The organism is Prauserella sp. PE36 (assembly GCF_003311655.1).
In the GTDB taxonomy this organism is placed as follows: Bacteria; Actinomycetota; Actinomycetes; order Mycobacteriales; family Pseudonocardiaceae; genus Prauserella_A; species Prauserella_A endophytica.
This window is the reverse complement of sequence record NZ_QEQT01000073.1, coordinates 36,793-57,334: the sequence shown is the minus strand read 5'-3', so window position 1 is coordinate 57,334 and position 20,542 is coordinate 36,793. Positions and strand designations below refer to the sequence as shown.

23 protein-coding genes are annotated in these 20,542 nt (G+C 70.7%); 17 read left to right on the top strand and 6 right to left on the bottom strand.

The window, feature by feature from the left end; translation table 11 throughout:
* The first annotated feature begins 194 nt into the window (after nt 1–194).
* The 4 genes from DI005_RS38245 (at nt 195) to DI005_RS20250 (ending at nt 1,966) form a co-directional block, all read left to right on the top strand.
* The gene (locus DI005_RS38245) at nt 195–371 is read left to right on the top strand and encodes a hypothetical protein (RefSeq protein WP_158559848.1); all 177 of its coding nucleotides are present in this window, start codon (nt 195–197) and stop codon (nt 369–371) included.
* Nucleotides 368–544, top strand: a complete 177-nt coding sequence (locus DI005_RS38240) for a hypothetical protein (protein WP_158559847.1) — start codon at nt 368–370, stop codon at nt 542–544. Before DI005_RS38245 ends, DI005_RS38240 begins: the two co-directional genes overlap by 4 nt.
* Nucleotides 545–551: 7 nt before the next feature.
* A complete protein-coding gene (locus DI005_RS20255) occupies nt 552–911 on the top strand; it encodes a hypothetical protein (protein WP_113643139.1) in 360 nt (119 codons plus the stop codon).
* 602 nt (nt 912–1,513) lie between these two features.
* Nucleotides 1,514–1,966, top strand: a complete 453-nt coding sequence (locus DI005_RS20250; protein WP_113643138.1) for a hypothetical protein — start codon at nt 1,514–1,516, stop codon at nt 1,964–1,966.
* A gap of 45 nt (nt 1,967–2,011) precedes the next feature.
* Here DI005_RS20250 and DI005_RS20245 read toward each other — a convergent pair whose 3' ends face one another.
* The 3 genes from DI005_RS20245 to DI005_RS20235 all read right to left on the bottom strand — a co-directional run bounded on the left by DI005_RS20245 (nt 2,012) and on the right by DI005_RS20235 (nt 3,632).
* Nucleotides 2,012–2,923 carry an ATP-dependent DNA ligase gene (locus DI005_RS20245; RefSeq protein ID WP_158559846.1) on the bottom strand — a complete coding sequence of 304 codons (912 nt, stop codon included), beginning with the start codon at nt 2,921–2,923 and terminating at the stop codon, nt 2,012–2,014.
* A 156-nt stretch (nt 2,924–3,079) separates the two neighbouring features.
* Complete coding sequence (locus tag DI005_RS20240; RefSeq protein ID WP_113643136.1) at nt 3,080–3,331, bottom strand: hypothetical protein; 252 nt, start codon at nt 3,329–3,331, stop codon at nt 3,080–3,082.
* Between the two features lie 58 nt (nt 3,332–3,389).
* Entirely contained in the window at nt 3,390–3,632 is a 243-nt protein-coding gene (locus tag DI005_RS20235; protein ID WP_199543021.1) for a helix-turn-helix domain-containing protein, read from the bottom strand.
* Between the two features lie 149 nt (nt 3,633–3,781).
* On the opposite strand from DI005_RS20235, the gene DI005_RS20230 reads away from it, so the two are divergent.
* The 3 genes from DI005_RS20230 (at nt 3,782) to DI005_RS39485 (ending at nt 5,826) form a co-directional block, all read left to right on the top strand.
* Nucleotides 3,782–4,165, top strand: coding sequence for a hypothetical protein (locus DI005_RS20230; protein ID WP_113643134.1), 384 nt, complete (start codon nt 3,782–3,784; stop codon nt 4,163–4,165).
* 57 nt (nt 4,166–4,222) lie between these two features.
* Nucleotides 4,223–4,420, top strand: a complete 198-nt coding sequence (locus tag DI005_RS20225; protein ID WP_113643133.1) for a DUF397 domain-containing protein — start codon at nt 4,223–4,225, stop codon at nt 4,418–4,420.
* 425 nt (nt 4,421–4,845) lie between these two features.
* On the top strand, nt 4,846–5,826 hold the full coding sequence (locus tag DI005_RS39485; RefSeq protein WP_113643132.1) for an NlpC/P60 family protein: 981 nt from the start codon (nt 4,846–4,848) through the stop codon (nt 5,824–5,826).
* A 17-nt stretch (nt 5,827–5,843) separates the two neighbouring features.
* Here DI005_RS39485 and DI005_RS20215 read toward each other — a convergent pair whose 3' ends face one another.
* The gene (locus tag DI005_RS20215; RefSeq protein ID WP_113643131.1) at nt 5,844–6,449 is read right to left on the bottom strand and encodes a hypothetical protein; all 606 of its coding nucleotides are present in this window, start codon (nt 6,447–6,449) and stop codon (nt 5,844–5,846) included.
* Nucleotides 6,450–6,577: 128 nt separating this feature from the next.
* Here DI005_RS20215 and DI005_RS20210 point away from each other — a divergent pair, with 128 nt between their 5' ends.
* The 10 genes from DI005_RS20210 (at nt 6,578) to DI005_RS20165 (ending at nt 17,799) form a co-directional block, all read left to right on the top strand.
* Nucleotides 6,578–7,120 (top strand): hypothetical protein, encoded by a 543-nt coding sequence (locus DI005_RS20210; protein ID WP_147263879.1) that lies wholly within the window; start codon nt 6,578–6,580, stop codon nt 7,118–7,120.
* Nucleotides 7,120–7,416 carry a hypothetical protein gene (locus tag DI005_RS20205; protein WP_113643129.1) on the top strand — a complete coding sequence of 99 codons (297 nt, stop codon included), beginning with the start codon at nt 7,120–7,122 and terminating at the stop codon, nt 7,414–7,416. The genes DI005_RS20210 and DI005_RS20205 overlap by 1 nt, the downstream gene beginning before the upstream one ends.
* Before the next feature lie 16 nt (nt 7,417–7,432).
* Nucleotides 7,433–8,107, top strand: coding sequence for a hypothetical protein (locus DI005_RS20200; protein WP_113643128.1), 675 nt, complete (start codon nt 7,433–7,435; stop codon nt 8,105–8,107).
* Between the two features lie 6 nt (nt 8,108–8,113).
* Nucleotides 8,114–9,529 carry a hypothetical protein gene (locus DI005_RS20195; protein WP_147263878.1) on the top strand — a complete coding sequence of 472 codons (1,416 nt, stop codon included), beginning with the start codon at nt 8,114–8,116 and terminating at the stop codon, nt 9,527–9,529.
* Complete coding sequence (locus tag DI005_RS20190) at nt 9,526–11,007, top strand: SCO6880 family protein (protein WP_113643126.1); 1,482 nt, start codon at nt 9,526–9,528, stop codon at nt 11,005–11,007. The genes DI005_RS20195 and DI005_RS20190 overlap by 4 nt, the downstream gene beginning before the upstream one ends.
* A gap of 15 nt (nt 11,008–11,022) precedes the next feature.
* On the top strand, nt 11,023–12,567 hold the full coding sequence (locus DI005_RS39480) for a hypothetical protein (RefSeq protein WP_113643125.1): 1,545 nt from the start codon (nt 11,023–11,025) through the stop codon (nt 12,565–12,567).
* Nucleotides 12,564–14,321: a type IV secretory system conjugative DNA transfer family protein gene (locus tag DI005_RS20180; RefSeq protein ID WP_113643124.1), complete on the top strand. Its 1,758-nt coding sequence runs from the start codon at nt 12,564–12,566 to the stop codon at nt 14,319–14,321. The genes DI005_RS39480 and DI005_RS20180 overlap by 4 nt, the downstream gene beginning before the upstream one ends.
* Entirely contained in the window at nt 14,318–14,788 is a 471-nt protein-coding gene (locus DI005_RS20175) for a DUF4913 domain-containing protein (protein ID WP_113643123.1), read from the top strand. The genes DI005_RS20180 and DI005_RS20175 overlap by 4 nt, the downstream gene beginning before the upstream one ends.
* Before the next feature lie 30 nt (nt 14,789–14,818).
* Entirely contained in the window at nt 14,819–16,219 is a 1,401-nt protein-coding gene (locus tag DI005_RS20170) for a DNA translocase FtsK (protein WP_113643122.1), read from the top strand.
* 62 nt (nt 16,220–16,281) lie between these two features.
* The gene (locus DI005_RS20165; RefSeq protein WP_113643121.1) at nt 16,282–17,799 is read left to right on the top strand and encodes a helix-turn-helix domain-containing protein; all 1,518 of its coding nucleotides are present in this window, start codon (nt 16,282–16,284) and stop codon (nt 17,797–17,799) included.
* 373 nt (nt 17,800–18,172) lie between these two features.
* On the opposite strand, the gene DI005_RS20160 is transcribed toward DI005_RS20165, so the two are convergent.
* Both DI005_RS20160 and DI005_RS20155 read right to left on the bottom strand, forming a co-directional pair.
* Nucleotides 18,173–19,702, bottom strand: coding sequence for a hypothetical protein (locus DI005_RS20160; protein WP_113643120.1), 1,530 nt, complete (start codon nt 19,700–19,702; stop codon nt 18,173–18,175).
* Entirely contained in the window at nt 19,699–20,190 is a 492-nt protein-coding gene (locus DI005_RS20155) for a hypothetical protein (RefSeq protein ID WP_158559845.1), read from the bottom strand. The genes DI005_RS20160 and DI005_RS20155 overlap by 4 nt, the downstream gene beginning before the upstream one ends.
* Nucleotides 20,191–20,542 lie beyond the last annotated feature (352 nt).

Genomic DNA, 20,542 nt, shown 5'->3' with positions numbered 1-20,542 from the left:
TCCGGCATGATTCCGCATGTGGTCGGAATGGGTCTGGCCACAACAGTAGCGCCGGAAGCGGTCACGGTGGGATCTCCCCCAACCCGCAAGCTGTGCCGCTTCCGGCGTGAACGAAAAGACTCGCGGCGCCCCTGACGCGCCCCCGACCTCGTCAGGGGCGCCGCGCACCAAAGTCACCGGCGAGGACGGAACGCATGGGCAAGGACGTGCCGCAGGAGCGCCGCACCGAACGCGTGATCCGCACGCCCGAAGACCTGGCCGCCGCGCTCACCGAGCTGTTCCTCGCCAACGCCGACGCCGGCAACGACGCCGCCAACGACGAGCTCACTGCGCAGCTGCGGGAGCAGGCGCGCCAGAGGCGCGACTCGTGAGCGGCTACGACAACCAGCTGCCGAAGCGGGTCTCCGGCCAGCTCGACGTGCCGGCCCGGCGGATCCCGCGATGGCACGAGCCTGACCCGGGCACCACGTTCTCCAACGATCCCGACACGATGCGCCGCGTCCGCGACGCACTGGTCAACCTGACCACCGACCGCCAGAGGTGACTCGTTGATGACCGCTCAACTCGACCACCCGCGCACCGAGTTCCCGACGCTGGACCTCGCTGAGCTGGACCAGGCACCGCTGCGCCCGGCGATCTACCTGCGCACCGTGGAACACCACGGGTTCCCCCGCGCGCTGGCATGCATGTTGCCGAGCGTGGTGCACGCCGTGCGCCATGTCGCCGGCGGTCACGACGAGCACGAGTTCATCGACACGCGCGACGGCGCCGCAGTGCGCCTGGTGCTGAGGATGGATGTCCACACCCACGAGGTTCGCGCTCAGGTCGCCGAGTCCGGCCCGTTCGGGTTGTGGGACCGCATCGTCGTCGCCGCGAGCACCTGGGATCGCGAGGGGCGTCCGCAGGACTGACCATTGCCTGCACGCAGGGCCCGCCACCGCGTGCTTACCAAGGCGGTTCGATCGGGTGGCCACGTGGAGTAGTTCAGCGACGTCGTGAACATCGCGTTGGTTTGGTTGGGCCGGCTAGTTGTTCGTTGCCATTCGGCGATGAAGCTGACACGCGGTGAAGCCGTGGTCGCTTGCCGTGCGGTCCTCGTAGTAGCGAGTCACCACGGCGTGGCCCCATGCTGGGCTGGGAAGGTCCTGCTTCCGGCAAAACGCACTTCGCAGTCGATCCCCTACTGAGAGATCGACTGCGAAGCAACTGGTAAAGGCGTTCTGGTCAGTTCAGCAAACCGAGGGATTCGGCTTACTGGGATTTAGGAGGCCACACCGCCGTCGCGAGCGCGCCACAGGCAGCAAGGGAGCAAACTATGACGACGGTCCCGTCCAGGAATAGAACTGTGCTCCATAGGGCAAGCGCAACTAGTGACCAGAAGACTATCCAGAGTGGCCGCCTCGGACGCATTAGGTGTAGTCCTCCAAGGTGGTCGCTGTCGTTACAGCTGTCGTCACAAGAAATCCGCCGACGGCGACGCCTGCTAGTAGCGAAGGCCTGGTTGGATCAGGCTATGGCGGGCTACCCGGAGCTGCGAGTAGATCGAGACGTTCTGGTTGTGCACGGCGACCAGCGCGAGCGGGCGCGTATTCGCGGCTGGCTGGATGGCTACGACGGCCCGCATCCGACATATCGGATCGAACTGTTCACCCGCATGGGGCGCTACGGCGGTCCCTATACCGCCACCGGGCCTGACATGTTCGAGGCGCTCGTTCGCTTGCGTCGTCAGCTTGAGCCCGAAGGCGTCGTGATCGCAGTGCAGGGCGCCCGGCAGGATGCGTTCCCAAGTGGCATGGCACGCAATATGGGTGGTGGCGAGCTGATCTATGTGCTGCGCCTGGGCCGGCAGGCAACCACCGATGATCTGGTCGACACCTTCCAGGACGCCGAAGTTGATCAGTTGGCGACGGTGCGCGATCAGTACGAGTACTGGAGGGCGTGGTCAGACCAGCCCGAAAAGGCGTAACGGCTGCGTCCGATCCTGGTTCCCTGCCCCGCCGCGCCCTCTGCCTCACGGAGCCTTCGCATTCGTGACGGTGATGCGGTGGCGGAAGCGGCCGAGGTCACGAGTTGCGTCGGTGTGGATCTCGACCTCGACGTCGGGCTGCACGGGCGTGTAGATACGCGGCTCCCCGCCGAAGAGGCCACCACCGATGCGGGGTGTACCGGCGATCGGGCGCAGGCGCCCAGCCAGGCTGGCCAGCGCGCGGCGGGACAGCGGCGCTGAGAGGCCGATCGGGTGGAGGGTGCCGTTGTCGTCGGCCTGGCCCAGCACGAGAGCGGTGGGCGCGGAGATGGGCCCGAGGACGCCGAGGACCACGGCTTCGGCCGTCTGGCTGTACTTGACCTTGATCCACCCGGAGCGCTCCTTGGCGCGGGTGGGGTAGGTGCTCGCAGTCGGTTTGGCGACAACGCCCTCGATGCCGACGGCGGCCTGCTCGGCGCTGATCCACTGGGCGGCGGTGGCGGGGTCGTCGGTGCTGCCGACCAGCTGGACCGGGCCGCCCGGCTGGCCGAGCAGGTCGGCCAACCGGGCGCGGCGGACGTGCAGGGGCTGGCCGCGCTGGTCGCGGCCGCGCCAGGCGAGCAGGTCGAAGGCCACGAAGACCAGGGCCACGCCCTCGGCGGCGCGTCGGCGGGAGCTGTAGGTCAGGGGGACGAACTCCAGGCCCCCGCCGGGGCGGTAGGCGACCAGTTCGCCGTCGAGCACCGCACCGCCCTTCAGCCGCTGCACCGCGGCAAGGATGTCGGGGAAGCGGGCGGTGAGGTCGCTCGGCCGGCGGGAGTGCAGCACACCCGCCGGGCCGTGCACGCAGACCCGCCAGCCATCGACCTTGGTCTCGTAGAGCAGGTCGTCTCGTACCGGCAGCGTGGCAGCCGGTACCGCGGCCGCCAACGGGAGTGGCGGCGGTGGGACAGGCACGTCTTCATGGTCAGCCCCAGCCAGGTTCATGGCGACCTGCGGTGACCCGATGGTGCGGACGCAGCGATCACACGGCTGAGACGAGTGTGTGGCCCTGGGGTCCCCCAGGGCCACACACTCATGCCGGTGTCGGTCGGGCTCGCGCCACGCCGATTCTCAGGGTTGGACGTTCAGCGGGACGATCCGGTACAACTCCCGGTCGCGCGCGCCGTCCGCACGGTAAGCGTAAGAGCTGGGTGAGTGCTCCTGCCAGCGGACGGGCCCGTGGCCACCGCGCTGGGCGTAGTGCTCGACTCCGGCTTTGGCCTTGTCGCGGCTGGTGTAGACGTGCAGCCAGTAGCGGGTGTAGGGGGCGGGCTCGTCGTCGGTGTGGTCCTCGACCAGGTACACGGTGCTGAAGTTGCCCATGCACTCGATCATGCCGGGCGAACCCAACAAAAGGTGGCATGCGGGGCAGCGTCGCGGTTCAGGCGTCGTCGGGCTTCAGCCCGGACAGCAGTGCGCCAGGATCGGTATCGAGCAGCTGCGCGAGCTTGAGGATGACGTCGAAAGTTGGGTTGGCCCGGCCGCGTTCGAGGTCGCTGATCGTGGAGTAGGACATCTCGCCGCGCTGGGCGAGACGTTCCTGGGTGAGGTGGAGCTTCTCGCGCTGCGCCCGCAGCCGGCGCCCGAACTCTCGGGACGCGGCAGTGGCGGGCGGGCGTGGCACGCCGTAACGATCAAGCACTAAAGGACCAGAAACCATAGGCCATGATCTTTAGTACATGTGCCTTAGTTCATGTACTAAAGTGGGATCGGGAGCGCACACGAAACACCAGGTTGACGGTCGCGGGTTGAGGGGCGGCGAGGGAGCCGACGATGACGGATCGGGTGAGGCGAGCACAGTCCGAACCCTGGTTTGGCGCAGCCGTCGAACATCAGCGGGCTGCGCGCGGCGAGGCGGCCGAGCGCACCCAACCACTGCCGCGGCTGCGGCGGCCGTACGTGCCCCTTCCCCCGACCGACATCCATTCCGGCGACCTTGTCCTTCCGGCGCAAGTCGTGCCCGCTGAGCTGCTCCCCTACCCGCGGCTCGAACACGACGACGTGATCCTGCTTCGCCCTGATGATCACACGGTGGCCGCGGTCCTGGCACCGCTTGCCGTCGGCCGTCTCTACACGGGATTGCGTGACGCGCTCTACCAGCTGACCCCGGAACCCCTTCGCCCCGCCGCTGACTGGCGGGCCGGGTTTCTGCCCTGAGCCCACCGCCAATAGCCATTGACCTCCATCCACGGCAGAGAAGGGAAACCCTGCGCGATGCGCCCTGAGCAGCTCCACTGGTTCAAGTCCAGCCATTCCGGCGGCGGCAACGACTGCGTCGAGGTCGCCTTCACCGCTGACGGCGCCGCGATGCGGGACTCCAAGAATTCGACTGCCGGTGCTTTGAGCCTGACGGCAGCGGGCTGGGACGCCCTGCTGCGTGCGGCGCACGCCGGCGAGCTGGATCTGACCTAGATCGACTCGCTGGCGCTCGGTCGACGCCTCCTCGTGGCGCCGGGCCGCTATCGCGAGGGTCCGGCATGGCGAACCTCCGTGCTCGCCGACTCGCTGCGGCTGCCCGACCCGCGCCGAACCGTGTGGGCATGGTTTTCGCGCCTCACCGCCGCGCCGTTGAACTTTCCGCCAATGTGTAAACAGCGCGGTACCCGTCGCCGGGGTGAGCAGCGGGTGTAAACAGCGCCCGGCGTGCCTTTCGACCAGCCCAAGGGCAGCCTGAACCCCCTGTCTCCCCCGTGATCCGGTGCTTCTTGTGACGATCTTGCGACTTTCTGTGGCCAAGTCTGTTGACGAGAAGTGTCTACACATGTTTACAGTGTGCGGTCTGCGTTGATCTGTAGCCGCCCGGTCATGGCGCGGCGCCCGGGACTGGGGAGAGCGGGATGAGGTCAGCACTGCGGCTGGGGGTCGCCGTGTTGTCGGTGCCGGTGCTGGCGCTGCTGTTTCTCCTGCTCGCGGTTTCGGGATCGGAGCAGCCGCCCGCGCTGGCGGCCGGGCAGATGTGCGCGGTGGGTCCGGCGCCGGATGGGTCGGTGGCCGGCTACGGCGGTGAGTCGCTGGAGATCGCCGCGGCGATCGTGGTGATCGGTAAGCAGCGCAAGCTGCCGCCGATCGCCTGGCAGATCGCCACCCAGGCCGGGATGGCCGAGTCGGGGCTGCGCAACCTCAACTACGGCGACCGGGACTCGCTGGGCATCTTCCAGATGCGGCCTTCGATGGGCTGGGGCACGCCGCAGCAGCTGCAGGACGTCGAGTATCAGGTCCGCAAGTTCTACGAGGTGCTGGTGACGGTGCCCGGCTGGGAGCGGATGCGTCCCGGTGAGGCCGCGCAGGCGGTGGAGCGCTCGGCGTTCCCGGAGCGCTATCACGCGTTCGAGGTCGCGGCCCGGCAGGTGCTGGGCGCGGTGCAGGGCATTGAGTGCCTGGAGGCCTCGCCGACCGCGACGGCCGGGGTGATCACTGCGGCGATGGAGCAGATCGGGGTCCGCTACGCCTGGGGCGGCGGGGATCTCGACGGCCCGAGCAGCGGCACCGGTATCGACGCGGGCGTGGTCGGGTTCGACTGCAGTTCCTTGGTGCGGTTTGCCTACCACCGGGGCACCGGCGGCAAGGTGACGCTGCCGCGTACCTCTCGGGAGCAGTACCAGGCCACCAAGGGCCTGCAGGTCCCGGTCGACCAGCTGGCCAAGGGCGACTTGCTGTTCTACGGCAGTTCCCCCGGCTCCATCCATCACGTGGCGCTGTATGCGGGCAACGACCAGATGATCGAGGCGCCGGAGTCGGGCAAGACGGTGCGCACCACGCCGGTGCGACTGGGTGGCGACTTCTTCGCCGCGACCCGCGTGCTGACGAGGGGGCAATGATGGCCCCGATCCCCCGTTCAGCCTGCTTCGGTGCGGGCGTTGACCAGCCACTCGCCGGAGGGCTCACGCGTCAGCTCGAGCGTCGCGGTCACCAGGGTTTCGGCCGGGAACGGCGGGGTGTCTGGGTTCAGCTCGCAGGCGGTGACCGCCACGCCCTGCACCAGAAGCCAACGGCTGTCCTCGGTACTCGGCGCGCCCGGAGCTTGTTCGGCGTGCAGGTCCCGCACGGTGCGGGTGCAGCGCTGCCGCTGGAAGTTCTCCCACACCACGCCGCCGTTGCCATCGCGGAACTGGGCCAGACCAGCGCGCATCTGGTCGGTGGCGAGGTTTTCCACCCGGGCGATCCAGGCGTCCGGACGCGGGTCGTGGGCGTAGAGGGTGTGCTGCCCGGCCAGCCACTGCCGGGCCACGGTCTCCGGCTGCGGGCGGGCCGCCGCGCTCGGCCTCGGCGGCACCGGCTCGCCGCGCCTGGGGCCCTGCTCGGGTTCGGCGCCGACGTGGTTGACCACGTTGGTGCCGTGGTCGTCCTCGGCGGCCTGCTGGTAGCCCACCCAGAACCCGGCGCCCAGGACGGCCAGCACGGCCACGGCGACCACGGTGATCCAGATCGTGCGTCGGCTCATAACGTTCCCCCCTGTCAGACGGCCTCCGGCCGAAGTGGCGCCGCCCTGGTGATCGTTTGTACCAGCCGGGTCCGCGCCAGGCCGGGCGTTGCCGCCTCTGGCGGCCGCCGCGGGACGGGGGTGGCAGCATGAGGATGCCTGTGGTCAGTGGGGTCGCTGGCGGGGTCGGTGCCCGCACGCTGGCGCTTGCGCTCGGCGTGGGCATCAACCCGCCGGGCCAGCACAGCGCGTGCGACGTGCTGGTGTGCCGGGGCACGGTGCATTCGGTCGGGCTGGCCGAGCGGCACGTCGCCACCGTGCGCCGGCCGGTGCTGCTGGCCGTGGTCGTCGACGGGCAGGGGCTGCCGTTCGCCGCGCGGGCGAAGCTGAAGATGATCGCCCCGCACGTGGCCGGGATGATCAAGGTTCCGTGGGTGCCGCGGTGGCGGGAGATCACCGATCCCTACGCCGAAGCCGCGCGGCTGGCCTCCAGCACCGCCGACGAAGTGCCCAAGCACCTGCGGGCCTACCACGCGACCGTGATGCAGCTGGCCCACCACCTCGCAGCCACGCTCTCCCCCGCCGTTACTGCTGCGCCAGCCCCCGCGCTCGGCGCTGCCCCACTGTCTCCGGCGGCACCGCCCGCGCGGCCGCCGTCGCACCCGTTTCGCACCACCGCAGGAGGTCACTGATGTCTCTCACCGCACTGTTCACCGAAGCCGTACCGCTGCTGGCCCAGCCGCCCGACCCGGCACCGGCCCCTCCGCCGGGGCTGCAGGGCTTCGGCAACAGCGTCATTTCCTGGACGAAGTGGGGCCTGCTGATCGCCGGGATGGTCGGAATCATCGTCTCGGCGATCATGATCGCGATCGGCCGCCGCAACCGGCACCAGACCGCCTATGACGGGCTCACCGGTGTCGGCTGGGGCCTGGTCGCCCTCGCGATCGGCAGTGTGGCGGCCACTCTCGTGGGCGCCTTCCAGCTTTAGCCCCGGGGGAGAATCCGTGACCAGTCTCGACAGCACCTCGTCCTCACCGCGCCGCCGCCCCACCGGGTGGATCGTGCTGGCCGTCCTGCTCGTGGCCACGCTCGGCGTCGGGGCCTACGTCCTCGGCCTTGAGGCGGGCGAGTCCACACCGGACGCGGCAGCGCCGCCCTCATCGGCGCCCGCGGGGCCGGATACCGCGGTGCCGACCTCGGCGCCGGCGGACACGCGGTGGGAGCTCTACCAAGGGTTCGCGCTGCCGTCCTCTCCCACACATGGGCCCTCCACTGTGGATGGGGCTCTCGCCTCCGGCTACGCGCGCACCCCGACCGGGGCGCTGCTGGCGTCGGTCAACGTGGTCTACCGGCTGGCGCTGGCCCCGGGTCAGTCCTGGCGTGCGGTCGCCGAGCAACAGGTCGTGGGCGATGGCAAGCAGGCCTTCATCGAGCAGATGGCCGGCGCCGATCGCGCCGCCACGAGCGGATTGCAGCCCTTCGCCGGGTTCAAGTTCCTCAGCTACGACGGCCAGACCGCGGTCATCGGCACCGCCGTGGGCACGCCCGGCAACTACACCACCTCCACGGTGGTCATGCGCTGGGTCGACGGGGACTGGCGGTTCTCGCTGACCGGCACCGACACCGCGCTCACCCAGCAAGTGAGCGACCTGACCGGCTACATCGCCTGGGGAGGGTGATCGAGGATGCCTGACGTCTGCCGGATGCCGATCGTGTCCACCTTCTGCGCGGGAACCGCCGTCGCCGGTGCCGCCGGGGACGCGGTCGGGGACGCCGTGGGCGACGCGGCCGCCGGGGTGGCCACCACCGCCTTCGAGAAGATGGCCGAGTCCGCCGGGGCGTGGGCCGGGGACATGCTCGTGCGGGCGATGACGTGGTGGGTGCAGACCCCCACGGTCAACCCGGACAACCCGGCCGTGCGCATCGCGCAGAGCTGGACGTTGCCGCTGGCGGGGATCGTCCTGGTTGTCTCGGTGATCTGGCAGGCCAGCATGCTCGCGCTGTCGCGCAAGAAGGAACCGTTGCTGCGCATCGGCACCGGGCTGCTGCGCTACCTCGTGGTCACCGCCCTGGGGCTGGTCGCGCTCGGCGGGGCGATCCAGGCCGGCGACGAGCTCGCCACGGCGATGGTCGGCGAAACCGCGAAGAACTTCGGCACCCACATGCAAGGGATGCTCTCCCGTGAGGTCGTGCAGAACCCGTTCGGGCTGCTCGTGGTGGGGCTGTTGCTGGGGTTGCTGTCGCTGGTCCAGTGGATCCTCGGGTTTTTGCGCCAGGCCGGGATCCTCATTCTCGCCGCGATGATCCCGCTGGCCGCCTCCGGCTCGCTCAACGAGTCGACCAAGCCGTGGTGGCCGCGCCTGGCCACCGCCGCGCTGGCGCTGGTGGCCTACAAGCCGATGGCCGCCTTCATTTACATGATCGGCTTCACCTTCGTCGGCGAAGGCCGCGACCTGGGCACCGTCATGGTCGGAATGATGATCTTGTTCCTGTCGCTGTTCGCGCTGCCCGCGCTGATGCGCTTCTTCTCCTGGGCCGAAACCCGCATCGGCGGCGGCAGCGGAGGAGGAGGCGGCGGGCTGGCCACCGGAGCGGCGCTCCTCGCCGCCGGGGCCACCGCCCGCTCCGGCGGGGGCGCCTCGGCCCCGGCGATGGCCAGCGCCCTGCAGGCCACCGGCCCGGGCTCCCAGGGGCAGGCCGGGGGCGGGTTCGGAGCCATCCCCGGCGCCCCGACCGGCGCCCGCGCCGCCGACAACACCGCAGGCCCCCACACCCCCGGTGCCCGCACAGGCCCGGGATCCGAGACCAGCCAACCCTCCTCCGGCCAGGCCGCGCCGGGGTCGAGCTCGGCACACCCGATCCAGCGTTCCGGCGCCACCCCGGAGGCGTCCGGTTTGGCCAGCGCTGGATCACCCGCCGCGCCCTCCGGGGCCGGTGCGGCGGGAACCCAGGGCTCCGCGGCTCCCGGCGCCACGACCTCCGGCGCCGGGGCCGCGGGCCACTACGGCTACCAGGCCACCCAGGCCGCCGCGAACGAAGTCACCCGCGGCGCGGCCCCACCACCACCTGACGGGGACAGCACCAGGGGGAACACACGATGACCACACCGGAGGCCACCACCTACGGCAACTGGCGCCGCGCACGAGGCCTGGGCCTCGGGCACCTCACCCCGGTGCAGAGCGCGGTGCTGCTGGGCTGCCTGCTCGTGCCGATCCTGTGGACCTACCTGCTCGGACTGCTCTCCGCGCTGCCGGTGATCGCCGCCGCCTCCCTGATCGCCGCGCTGATGGTGGTGCGGGTGCGCGGCACCACCCCGGCCGACGTGCTGCTGCGGGTCAGCCGGTTCAGCATGGCCCGGCACCGCGGCTGGTCCGAACTGTCCGGCGGGGTGCTCACCGATCACCCGCGCCGCCACGACCTGCCCGGGGTGATGGCCCCGGTCGTGCCCCTCTCCGCCGACGACGGGCGCGGCGGGCGGCACGGGCTGCTGTGGCACCGCCGCAGCGGACAGCTCACCGCCGTACTGCGGGTCAGCCCGCTCGGTGTGGAGCTGGCCGACCCGCGCGACGCCGAGCAGTGGGTCGCCAACTGGGGCGCGTTCCTGGCCGACCTCGGCTACCGGCCCACGGTCGCCCACATCGCCGTCACCTGCGACACCTTCCCCGCCGGGGGATCCTCGGCCCGCGACTACATCGCCGAGCGCATCCACCCCGCCGCGCCCCCAGCCGCGCAGGCGGTCATGCGCGACCTCGCCGAAATGGCCCCCGACGCGGTGGCCGACGTCGACACCCGCATCGCGATCACCTTCGACCCCGCCGCAGCCAACCCGCGCCCGCAGAACCTGCTCGACGCCGTCGCCGAGGTCACCCGCTGGCTGCCCGGCATCGAGCAGATGCTCGCCCCCTGCGGCATCGCCTACTCCGGGCGGCTCACCGCCCAGGAACTCGTCGCAACCCTGCGCACCGCCTACGACCCGGCCTCCCGCGCCGACGTCGCCCGCGCCGCGGCCGCCCCGCAAGCCGGGGAACTGCTGCGCTGGGAAGAAGCCGGGCCGGTGCGCGCCCAGGAGGACTGGGACTGCTGGCGCCACGACTCCGCCGTGTCCGTGGCCTGGGCGCTGTCGGAAGCTCCCCGCCAGGCGGTGATCTCCCAGGTGCTGCTGCCGCTGCTCGCGCCCGGCCCCTACGCCCGCCGGGCCAGCCTGCTCTACGAACCGTTCCCCGCCGAGATCGCGGCCAAGCGCCTGGAGGACGAGGTCAACAACGCCTCCATCCGCCAGTGGTGGGGCAAGGCCACCAAACGCGAAGCCACCCAACGCGACATCGACGACCAAGCCCAGGCCCGCCAGGCCGCCCGCGAGGAATCCGCCGGCGCCGGGGTCGGCCGCTTCACCCTCTACGCCTCCACCTCGGTGCCCACGCTGGAGCAGCTGCCCGCCGCGGTCGCCGACGTCGAGCAACGCGCCGGGCAGGCCAAACTGCGGCTGCGCCGGATGCGCGGCGGCCACGCCGCCGGGTTCGCCGCCGCCCTCGGGATGGGCTTCAACCCCTCCACCGTCACCGGCAAAGCGCACCGCTAAGGCGAAAGGCGTGCCATGAGCCTCGACACCCGCACCACCGGCGCACCGCACGACGACACCGCGGCCGCCGCACCACAGACGGCCAGCCCCCTGCAGCTCGCCACCCCACCCGGGGTGCTCGACCCCGCCACCGCCTGGGAGGTCCACGGCCGCAGGCCCCGGCCCGGCTGGTGGGGCTGGGCCGTGCCCGGCGGCGGCCGTGCCGCCCACGTCGAATCCGCCGCGCTCTACCAAGGCACCAGCACCCAGGTCTGCGGGCTGTACCCGTTCGCCTCCGGCTCCGGCGCCGCCCCGCGCGGCGTGCCGATCGGACGGCACATGTACACCGCCGAACCCATCGGCCTCGACCCCGGCGAATGGATGCGCTCCGGGCTGATCTCCAACACCGGCATCTGGGTGCAAGGCCAGCCCGGCATCGGCAAGTCCACCATCGTCAAACGGCTCGCCACCGGGCTCTCGGCGTTCGGCTACTTCCTCACCATCCCCGGCGATGTCAAAGGCGAGTACTCCGCGCTCGTCGACGCCCTCGGCGGCCGAATCTGGCGCATCGGCCGGGGCCTGCACTCCCTCAACCCGCTCGACGGCGGCCCGCTGCGCGCCGCGATCACCCACGCCCGCTCCACCGTGGAACAACAGCGGCTCCGCGAAACCCTGCGCGCCCGGCAGATCTCGTTGCTGGAAGCGCTGATCGTCATCGTCCGCCGCGCCGGCATGACCGTCACCGAACGCGTCGTGCTCGGCGCCGCGATCGACGCCGCCACCGCCCTCGCCGCACCCGCCGAGCCGGTCATCCCCGACGTGCTGCGCGTGCTCGAAAAGCCCACCACCGATCTGCTCGGCGCCGCCGCCTGCGACACCGCCACCGAGTTCCGCCGCGACCAGCGCGAACTGCTCAACTCGCTGCGGCTGCTCATCAACGGCGCCATCCGGGGCCTGTTCGACCGCGCCTCCACCGTGCACGCCGACCTCGACTCCCCCGCCATGTCCCTGGACCTCTCCGCGCTGGAAGACGACGACGATGACGTGATCGCCGCCGCGATGCTGTGCTCCTGGTCCTGGTCGGCCGCGATGATCGACTCCGCCCGCTCCAGCGCCGCCCAACGCAACGTCGTGCAAATCCAAGACGAGCTGTGGCGCGCCCTGCGGGTCGCGCCCGGCCTGGTCGAACGCTCCGACGCGCTGACCCGCATGAACCGCCACAAGGGTGTCGTGCAGATCCAGGTCACCCACTCCCTCGACGACCTCGAGGCGCTGCCCACCGAAGCCGACCGCGCCAAGGCCCGCGGCATGGCCGGGCGCAACAACATCATGATCCTCGGCGGCATGCCCGCCTCCGAAGTGGACTCCATCGGCGGCATCGTGCGCGTCTCCACCCGCGAAGCGCACCTGGTCTCCAGCTGGGCCGCCCCACCGACCTGGGTCGCCGGCGGCCGCCACCCCGGCCGCGGCCGCTACCTGGTCAAGTCCGGGCAGCGCATCGGCCTTCCCGTCGAGATGACCCTCACCGCCACCGAGCTCGACCTTTACAACACCGACCTCGCCTGGCAGGAACGGCGATGAGCGCCGCCCGGATGCAGCGGCCCGCCGGGCCGCCCGACACCACCCCCGCCGTCATCTTCGGTGCCCTCGCATTGGCCGTGGTGCTCGTCGGCGGCACCTGGCTCGCCGCGCACCTCGGGCTGGCGCTCGGCGACGACCCGGTCCACATCGACCCCAACCCGCTGGCCTACCTGTTGCAGCTCGTCATCGGCAAAGCCGCCTGGCCCGGGCTCGCCGCCACGATTTGCGCGATCACGCTCGCCGCGATCGCCACCGGCCTCGGCGCGCTCGCCGCGGCCGCCGCGCAGCGCTGGCGGGACCGGGACCGCCGCGGCAGCATCGACGCCCGCGCCCGTCACCTCGCCACCCGCGCCGACGTGCGCGACCTCGGCCCGAAAGCCGCCGCCGACAAGGCCGTCCGCCTGCGCCCCGCCGGCGTCGGCGCCGCACCGGGCGAGCACGGCATCGCGCTGGGCACCATCGTCGGGATCGGCCAGCCCGCCCTGGCCTCTTTCGAAGACACCCTCGTCGTCATCGCCGGACCCCGGGTCGGCAAGACCGTCTCCTACGTCGTGCCCACCATCGTCGACTCGCCCGGCCCGGTCGTGGCCACCTCCAACAAGCGCGACGTCCACGACCTCACCCGCGACGTTCGCGCCGCCCGCGGCCAGGTGTGGCTGTTCGACCCCAACGACAAGGTCGGCGCCGAACCGGAGTTCTGGTTCGACCCGCTCGGCGAGATCACCAGCATCGATGACGCCCGCGAACTCGCCAGCCACTTCGCCATGGGCTCCCGCGCCGCCGGGGCCCGCACCGACGCCTACTTCGACGGCGAAGGCGAAAGCCTGCTCGCCCGCACGTTCCTCGCCGCCGCGCGCGGCCGCCGCACCCTCACCGACGCCTATACCTGGCTGCAAAACCCCTACGACAGCACCCCGGTGGCGCTGCTGCGCCACGCCGGGGACCTCACCACCGCCGCCGCGCTGGAAGCCACCGCGCACCTGGCCGACAAGCAGCGCGACGGCATCTACGGCACCGCCCGCTCGTTCGTGCGCTGCCTGGAAAACCCCGCCATCACCCGCTGGGTCACCCCGCCCGCCAAACCACTGCCCAAACTCGAACCCGCCGCGATCGCCGCCTCGGCCGACACCGTCTACTGCCTATCCGAAGAAGGCGAAGGCAGCGCCGGACCACTCGTGGCCGCCCTGACCCAGGCCATCTTCACCGCCGGACGCCGCCGCGCCACCCACTCCCCCGGCGGGCGCCTCGACCCACCGCTGGTGACCGTGCTCGACGAGGCCGCCAACGTGGTGCGCCTGCGCCGCCTGCCCTCGCTGTACTCCCACCTCGGCTCCCAAGGCCTACCGGTGATGACCGTGCTGCAGTCCTGGGCGCAAGGCACCGACGTGTGGGGCGAGGGCGGCATGAAAACCCTCTGGGACGCCTCCACCGTGCGCCTGTACCTCGGCGGCGCCGCCGACTCCGCCTGGCTCGAGCGACTCTCCCAGAACATCGGCCCCTACGACCGCGACACCGTCTCCACCTCCTACGACGGGCGCGGCGGCCGCTCCCGGTCGCTGTCCACCCGCACCGAAAGCATCTACACCGCCGCCGACCTCGGCGCCCTGCCCAAAGGCCGCGCCCTCGCGCTCATCGCCGGGCACCGGCCACTGCTGCTGCACACCCAGCCCTGGATGCAGGGACCGCACGCCGAGGCCATCCGCGCATCCTTCCACCGCTGGGACCCCGGAACACGGACAGGAGTGACCCCATGACCACCACCGAACAGGCCCCACCCCAGCCCCGGTTCGCCACCCTCACCGCGTGGATGACCGAGTGGTTCCTACCCACCTGGCAACACCGCCTCGACCCCTCCCAGATCTGGTGCGAACAGTGGTGGCAGCACGCCGAAGCGATCAGCCGACTGGAAACCATGTGGCGCTCCTGGGAAGCGCTGCGCCTCGACGGGCCACTCGGGATGGCCACCTGGTGGCGCGACATCGCCGACTACCTCATGCACCAGCTGCTGGACCAGCACGGCCCCTTCGCCGCCTGCCGCGGCGCCCACAACCAGCGCGGCGCCGACGAACTCCAGCTGCCCGCCCAGCAACCACCCCGCGGCTGGTTCGACCTCGACGACCAGGACGACGCCGACGAGGACACCGACGGCCTCGTTCCCCGGCCCAGCCACCTGCACCGCGCCGCCGACGACGACACCGGCTACCAGATCGCCTGGCAGTAACCACCACCCCAGCACCGGAGAGACCCACCGATGGAGCTCGACGACATCAGCAAAGACGTCACCCGCTCACTCGCGCAACTCGTCAGCGTCGCGCTGTCGATCGCCGAGCAAACCCAGCAGCGCCGCGAACGCGCCGCCCAAGCCCAGCAACGCGACCTCGCCGACCGCGAGCACGCCCTCTCCCGCCGCCGCTTCGCCCGCGGCTTCGGCCTACCCGCCGAAGCCGACAACCGCCCCGTGCGCGCGGTGCCCGCCGAACGCACCCCCAACGACTGGTCGCCCATCAACCAGCTCACCCTCGCCGAGAAATGGGTCTACGCCGCCGTCCAGGAACGCGACGCCCAACCCGGCGCCACCACCGTCCGCACCGCGCTCGAACAACTCCTCGTCCAGCACGGCGTCAACCAGAAGACCCTCGACGACATCCGCATCCGCGACGACTTCGCCGGCGCCGTCGACACCCTCACCGCCCACCTCCACCACCGCGACCTCGCCCAGCGGCGCGACACCCGCACCGCCGGGGCGATCCTCGCCGAGACCATCGAGGCCAACGCCAGCACCTTCCGCCGCACCGCACAGAACATCCCCACCGGCGACCCCACCAACGCCGTCGAGGACAAGACCCACACCCTGACCCGCATCGCCTACTGGGCCCAACTCGCCGAGCACGGCAGCGAAGGACAACGCCGCGCGTTCCTACACCAAGCCCAGTCGCGCTACGGCCACGACTCCACCGTCGACGACGCCCTCGACCACGTCTTCCCCCAGCTCCGCGAACAAGCCCTCCAGCAGGCCCAGCAACGCGTCCTGGCCGACCCCACCAGCGAGGCCGTGGCCGACCTGGCCTACCTCGCCGGGCGCCACGACGCCGCCCAACTCCACAGCCAGGCCGCCGTGCGCGACAGCCCCGCCGAACACGCCGCTCGGCCCGAGATCACGCCGCAGCTGCGCGCGGCCGCCGAGGAAGTCACCAAGACCCAGTTCGCCGCCGCCCCGATGCTGCAACGCCGACTCGGCCTCGAACCCAACGAGTCCCACCGCGTCCTCGACAACCTCGAAACCCTCGGCGTCGTCGGACCCGCCGACGGCACTAAGGCCCGCGAAGTCCTCGCCCGCCCGAGCCAACTCGACGCCCTCCTCACCGAGGCGCCCCAGCCCGCCACCGAGGCCACCGACTCCCCCGCCGCCACCGCGACAGCCACCGCCAGCAAAGGCACGGCCTCCGCGCTGCGCGTGGTCGCCACTACCGGCCAGAACACCGCCACACCCGACCCTGCCGGGAATGTCTACGCCAACGGCGCCCCACCCGCACACACCGCCGGCGAGGCCTACCCCGAACCCACCGCCCAAGCCCTCGCCCGCCGTGGCAAGGCTGCCCGCCCGCGCACCACCAAGCTCACCCGCCAGCGCGACCACAACCACGGCCGCTGACGACAGCGGCGCTGCATACCGCGCGACAGTGACGAGCGGGGGCCAGCTGGCAAGATGGCGAGATGGCCGTCGTCGTCGAACCGATCGTCAGCCTCGAAAAGCTGCGACAGCTGCTGGCGGAGCAGAGCGAACAACCCGCCCTCGACTACAAGTCCACGCTCGACCTTCGTAAGGGTTTGATCGGTCGCCGGGACACCGTTGAGCTCGCCAAGGACGTCGGCGCGATGCAGTCCGAGCCCGACGGCGGCTACATCGTCATCGGCGCCGACGACCACGGACAGCCCGCGACCGACGCCGGCTTCAACAACACGCTGGCGGGCTTCTTCGACGAGGCGAAACTGCGCCCGAAGCTGGAGAAGTACCTCAGCAACCCCGCGATCCGCACCGCCCAGCACACCGTGGATGGGCATTGTTATGTCCTGCTCTACGTAGCGCCCAGCGATATCGGCTGGTGCATCTTCAAGGAGATCGGAGAGTACGAAAAGGACGACGGGACGAAGGTCGTGGTGTTCCGGGTGGGCGATGTCTTCGTCCGCCATGGAACCAGCAGTGAACGCTGGACCGATGCTGACCGGGAGCGGCTTGTCGAGCAGGTCGTCGCGCGCCGCAAGGAACGGTGGCGCCAGGAGATGGCAAACGAGTTCGCCGTGAATGCTCAGCTCGCTGGCACCGCAAGCAAGCTCGAGGCAATGCCGTCGACCGCTCTGTCCTGGCAGCTCGACCAGCAGACCTTCGAGCAACTAGCCACCGAACTGCTCCGGCACAACGACGACATCCCGCTACGACGGCTGCTCCTCGGTGTTCCCGCCGAGGCCGAAGGTCGGCTGGGCACGGTCGACCAGCCACAGCTGCTCGACCGGGTCACTGATGTCGCCGCGCTTGCCCTGCAGTATGAGCGAACCTCCTGGCTTACACGGGCGATTGAGGCGCTTGAACGCATCTACCACCTCGGTTTCAACGAGTTCGGCCACGATCGTCCAGAACGTTCCGTCAGGTGGCTCTGGTTGGATATCATCACGCGGGTCTACGCCCTCGGTGCCCTCGCGGTACGCCTCAACGACTGGGCGGCGGTCAGACACCTCTCCAGCCGCTGCCCTAGCGGAGATTCAGTCAGCTACTACGGCAATTGGCTCCGCCACGCGGTCACCGAAGTGTCCCGCGCCCGCATCTTCGACAACGAAGAGAAAGCCGGACTCATCGCTCGCGCGAACAACACCGTGCGTGAACTTCCCGCGCTGCACCCTGACCACACCGTCGAGAACGAGGCCCTCCTGACCAGCCTGTGCCAGTTCGACGTGTATGCCGCGCTCGTCGCCATCGGCGAGCAAGGCAAGGTCAGCAGCCAATACTTCTACACCAATTTCGCCCGCTACCACTCTCGACGCAGCGAGCCCGCGTTCCACCGCGTCGTCACGGACTCCGCGGTTCGCCGTTCACTCTTCGATGGCGACGATCAGTTGCTCGCCGACGCTATGTCCTCCATCAGCCGCATGGCCAGTCAGGAGGGATTCCACTACAACGGCTGGACCGGACTCCACGACTCCGCCGTCACCGGGTTCATCGCCAAGAACGGGACCTAGCAGGGCCTGTGAGCCCTCGTCCGTGTACTCGTGGCGAGAAGTTCATCCAGGTAGCCACGCGGTCGTCGCCCGCCCGGGGACTTGCCCTTCATGGTGCGACACGGGCGCTCACAGCGTCGGCGGCGAGTGCTGCCTCGGCCACCCACGATCGGGCCGACGGAGAGTCGTCCGCGCGGTGACGTGACCGTGCGATAAGGACATCTCTCTCGAATGAGATCTGGTGAGCTGGAAGGAGACGACAGCATGGGCGGCCCACCCATGGTCGACTAGTATATGATGTTATACGCATGCTGCTTCGACCGGGAACGGCGGTGCCCTACTAGCCGCCAACACCAGGACGCCGCAGCACGCCGCCACTTACTGACCTGGGCGGTCAGCGGTCGTGGTCACGGTCCCTCCGGGGCGGCTTCTGCGAGAGCACGGGCCTGGCGCGACGCGCTAGGTTGCCGTCAAGTGGGCTTCGCGGGGCGGCTTCCGATGCGAGCTGGGCCGCGTGAGCGACGGCCCGGGCACCAGCAGCGAGCCGTCGCCGAAGATTGCGTAGGTCACCGTGCGCGGCGGCAGCCAGGCGTGCGGCTGCTGCGGCGTTACACGCCTCGTTGGCGCGCTGCACTGCGGCCGAGAGTCGTGCAAGCTGTAACGCGATCTGGGCGATCGCAACCGGGCCGCCGTGCTCAGCGATGGTGGCGCTGGTGATTACGCGACACGCCGCGCGCATTGCCGTCGCGCCTCGGCTGGGAAGCCCTCGGGCCTCTGCATGCGGGAGCTCGGCAGCACGGGAAAGCCGCTCGGCGGTGCGCCGCAGCGCCTCCCGCTCCCGGTCCGGGGCTCGGGTGGCCAGGCCGGCGACAGCCTCGGCGGTCTCGCGGGCGTAGGCCCGCCAGGTCACCGTGTCGGTCAACGGTGTGGCGGCGAGCAGCTGCTCGAACTCGTCGAGCGCCTGCCGGGCCTGCGGCCACGCCGATGCGGGCAGCCGTCCCGCCCGAGGCCGCCCTGCCGAGCCCGCGTTCTTCGACCAGGCCGACAGTGACGCGGCGGGGTCGTGGCCGTCCCAGCGTCGCCGAATCGCGGTGAGCGAGAGGTCTTTGGCAAGTTTGCCGCCGCCGTACCAGATCGGGTTGTCCCCGCGTTGAGGCCGTAGCGCGACCGAGTAGCCCACGACATTGTCGCGGCCGCCGGGTGCGTAGCGAGGGCGCACGAGCACCCCGTGGCCGCGCATCAGCCGTACCCAGTGGGCCTCGGACTCGGCTGGTCCGATCGCGGCACGCACAAGCTGTTCGAGGCGTTCGCGGTCGCTGTCCGGGCGCCCGGCACGTTCAGCGCGGGCGCGTTCACCGCGGTGCCAGCCCGCACGGCCAGCGACATGGCGTTGAGTCTTGACCCGCAGGCCCAAGGTCGGGTCGTCCTCGAGCTCGGCGCGAACCTGGGCCATCTTGCGGTAGTCGTTCCAGGTGCTGGCGATGGTGCCGTTCTCCTGCGCCAGGTGCACCACGAGGTGGATGTGATCGCGCGGACCCTCCTCGGAACGGGCCATTCCGTGGTGCACCGCGACCCAGCGGCAGTCGTTCATGCCGAGGGCGTGGATGACCTTGCGAGCGACGTAGCCCCACTGGGCGTCCGACAGGCGCGGGTCGTCGGGGTGTAGCGAGATCGGTACGTGGTAGACGAAGCCGCGTTTGGGTGGCTCCATGTCCCGCAGGCGGGCCGGGACCTCCATCTCGCGTGCGAGGTCCATCTGCTCGGACACCTCGCGGATCTCGATGTCGGTGACGTCGTCGCGCCACCCGGCGACGATGCGCTGGTCGGTGTGCTCCTCGAACCGGCCCGGCCCGGCCAGGTAGGCAAGCAGGCCGGCCAGCCGGTCGCGGGTGCCGGGCTGGCGGCGAGCCTGTTTGACGATCACGGCGCGCCGTTCCGGCGCGGGTCCAGGGTCGCGACGACGTCGTCGAAGCGCTTCAGGTAGGTCTGCAGGGCGCGGGTCGCGGCCGGAACCTCAGGCGGGACCTCGCCGGTGACTTGGGCGATGCGGGTGAGCCGGTTGAGGTTGTCCCCGGCGCGGCGCAGCAGCCGCGATGCGCCGAGGATCTCGGCGGCCATCGCCTCCCGCTGCGCCACGCTCATCCCCGGCGTGGTCTGCGCGGACATCGCCGAGGCCACCAGAAACGACGGCACGCTCATCCCCGCTGCCTTCGCGGCCGCCCGGATGAAGAGGTCCTCCTCATCGCTGAGCTTCACGTCATGCCGGTGCGGCCGCCCGCCCTCCGCGCGCTTGCGCCGTGTGCCCGAACCTCGCCTGCTGATCTGCACCGAACACCCCCATCGCCCGGCTCCGCTCTCCCCCATCTCGCGGCCCGCCCGCACCGGAAACGCCCAGCGCAGCGATCGGACCACCCGTCTCAGGGTGACCCGAACCGGCCCCGACCGGCAAGATCCTTCCCGCGATCAGCCCGGCTGATCGCATATCTTGCTCCGCCGAAGGCCGGTTTCGAGCGTGCGCGCAGGGAACGAGCACACGCCATCCAGCGCAGCAGCGAGCGCCGGCGAGCTTCCGCAGCGCCGGGAAACTGCTCGCGGGTGGTGTGTAAGTGGCCGCGCTGCCGCGCGGCCGCGCCGCCCATGCGGCGCGGAGATGACACGGAGGCCAACGCCGCGTACGGCGCCACGCGGAATCTCTGGGCAGAGGTCTGGTCCTTACTAGGCTCTGGCGTAGTCGCAGGGCAAACGGAACCGAGGGGGGCTATGG

Coding starts and splice junctions, on each gene's coding strand:
- DI005_RS38245 (WP_158559848.1), top strand. CDS start 195: ATGGGCAAGGACGTGCCGCAGGAGCGCCGCACCGAACGCGTGATCCGC.
- DI005_RS20255 (WP_113643139.1), top strand. CDS start 552: ATGACCGCTCAACTCGACCACCCGCGCACCGAGTTCCCGACGCTGGAC.
- DI005_RS20250 (WP_113643138.1), top strand. CDS start 1,514: ATGGCGGGCTACCCGGAGCTGCGAGTAGATCGAGACGTTCTGGTTGTG.
- DI005_RS20240 (WP_113643136.1), bottom strand. CDS start 3,331: ATGGGCAACTTCAGCACCGTGTACCTGGTCGAGGACCACACCGACGAC.
- DI005_RS20230 (WP_113643134.1), top strand. CDS start 3,782: ATGACGGATCGGGTGAGGCGAGCACAGTCCGAACCCTGGTTTGGCGCA.
- DI005_RS20225 (WP_113643133.1), top strand. CDS start 4,223: ATGCGCCCTGAGCAGCTCCACTGGTTCAAGTCCAGCCATTCCGGCGGC.
- DI005_RS39485 (WP_113643132.1), top strand. CDS start 4,846: ATGAGGTCAGCACTGCGGCTGGGGGTCGCCGTGTTGTCGGTGCCGGTG.
- DI005_RS20215 (WP_113643131.1), bottom strand. CDS start 6,449: ATGAGCCGACGCACGATCTGGATCACCGTGGTCGCCGTGGCCGTGCTG.
- DI005_RS20210 (WP_147263879.1), top strand. CDS start 6,578: ATGAGGATGCCTGTGGTCAGTGGGGTCGCTGGCGGGGTCGGTGCCCGC.
- DI005_RS20205 (WP_113643129.1), top strand. CDS start 7,120: ATGTCTCTCACCGCACTGTTCACCGAAGCCGTACCGCTGCTGGCCCAG.
- DI005_RS20195 (WP_147263878.1), top strand. CDS start 8,114: ATGCCTGACGTCTGCCGGATGCCGATCGTGTCCACCTTCTGCGCGGGA.
- DI005_RS20190 (WP_113643126.1), top strand. CDS start 9,526: ATGACCACACCGGAGGCCACCACCTACGGCAACTGGCGCCGCGCACGA.
- DI005_RS39480 (WP_113643125.1), top strand. CDS start 11,023: ATGAGCCTCGACACCCGCACCACCGGCGCACCGCACGACGACACCGCG.
- DI005_RS20180 (WP_113643124.1), top strand. CDS start 12,564: ATGAGCGCCGCCCGGATGCAGCGGCCCGCCGGGCCGCCCGACACCACC.
- DI005_RS20175 (WP_113643123.1), top strand. CDS start 14,318: ATGACCACCACCGAACAGGCCCCACCCCAGCCCCGGTTCGCCACCCTC.
- DI005_RS20170 (WP_113643122.1), top strand. CDS start 14,819: ATGGAGCTCGACGACATCAGCAAAGACGTCACCCGCTCACTCGCGCAA.
- DI005_RS20165 (WP_113643121.1), top strand. CDS start 16,282: ATGGCCGTCGTCGTCGAACCGATCGTCAGCCTCGAAAAGCTGCGACAG.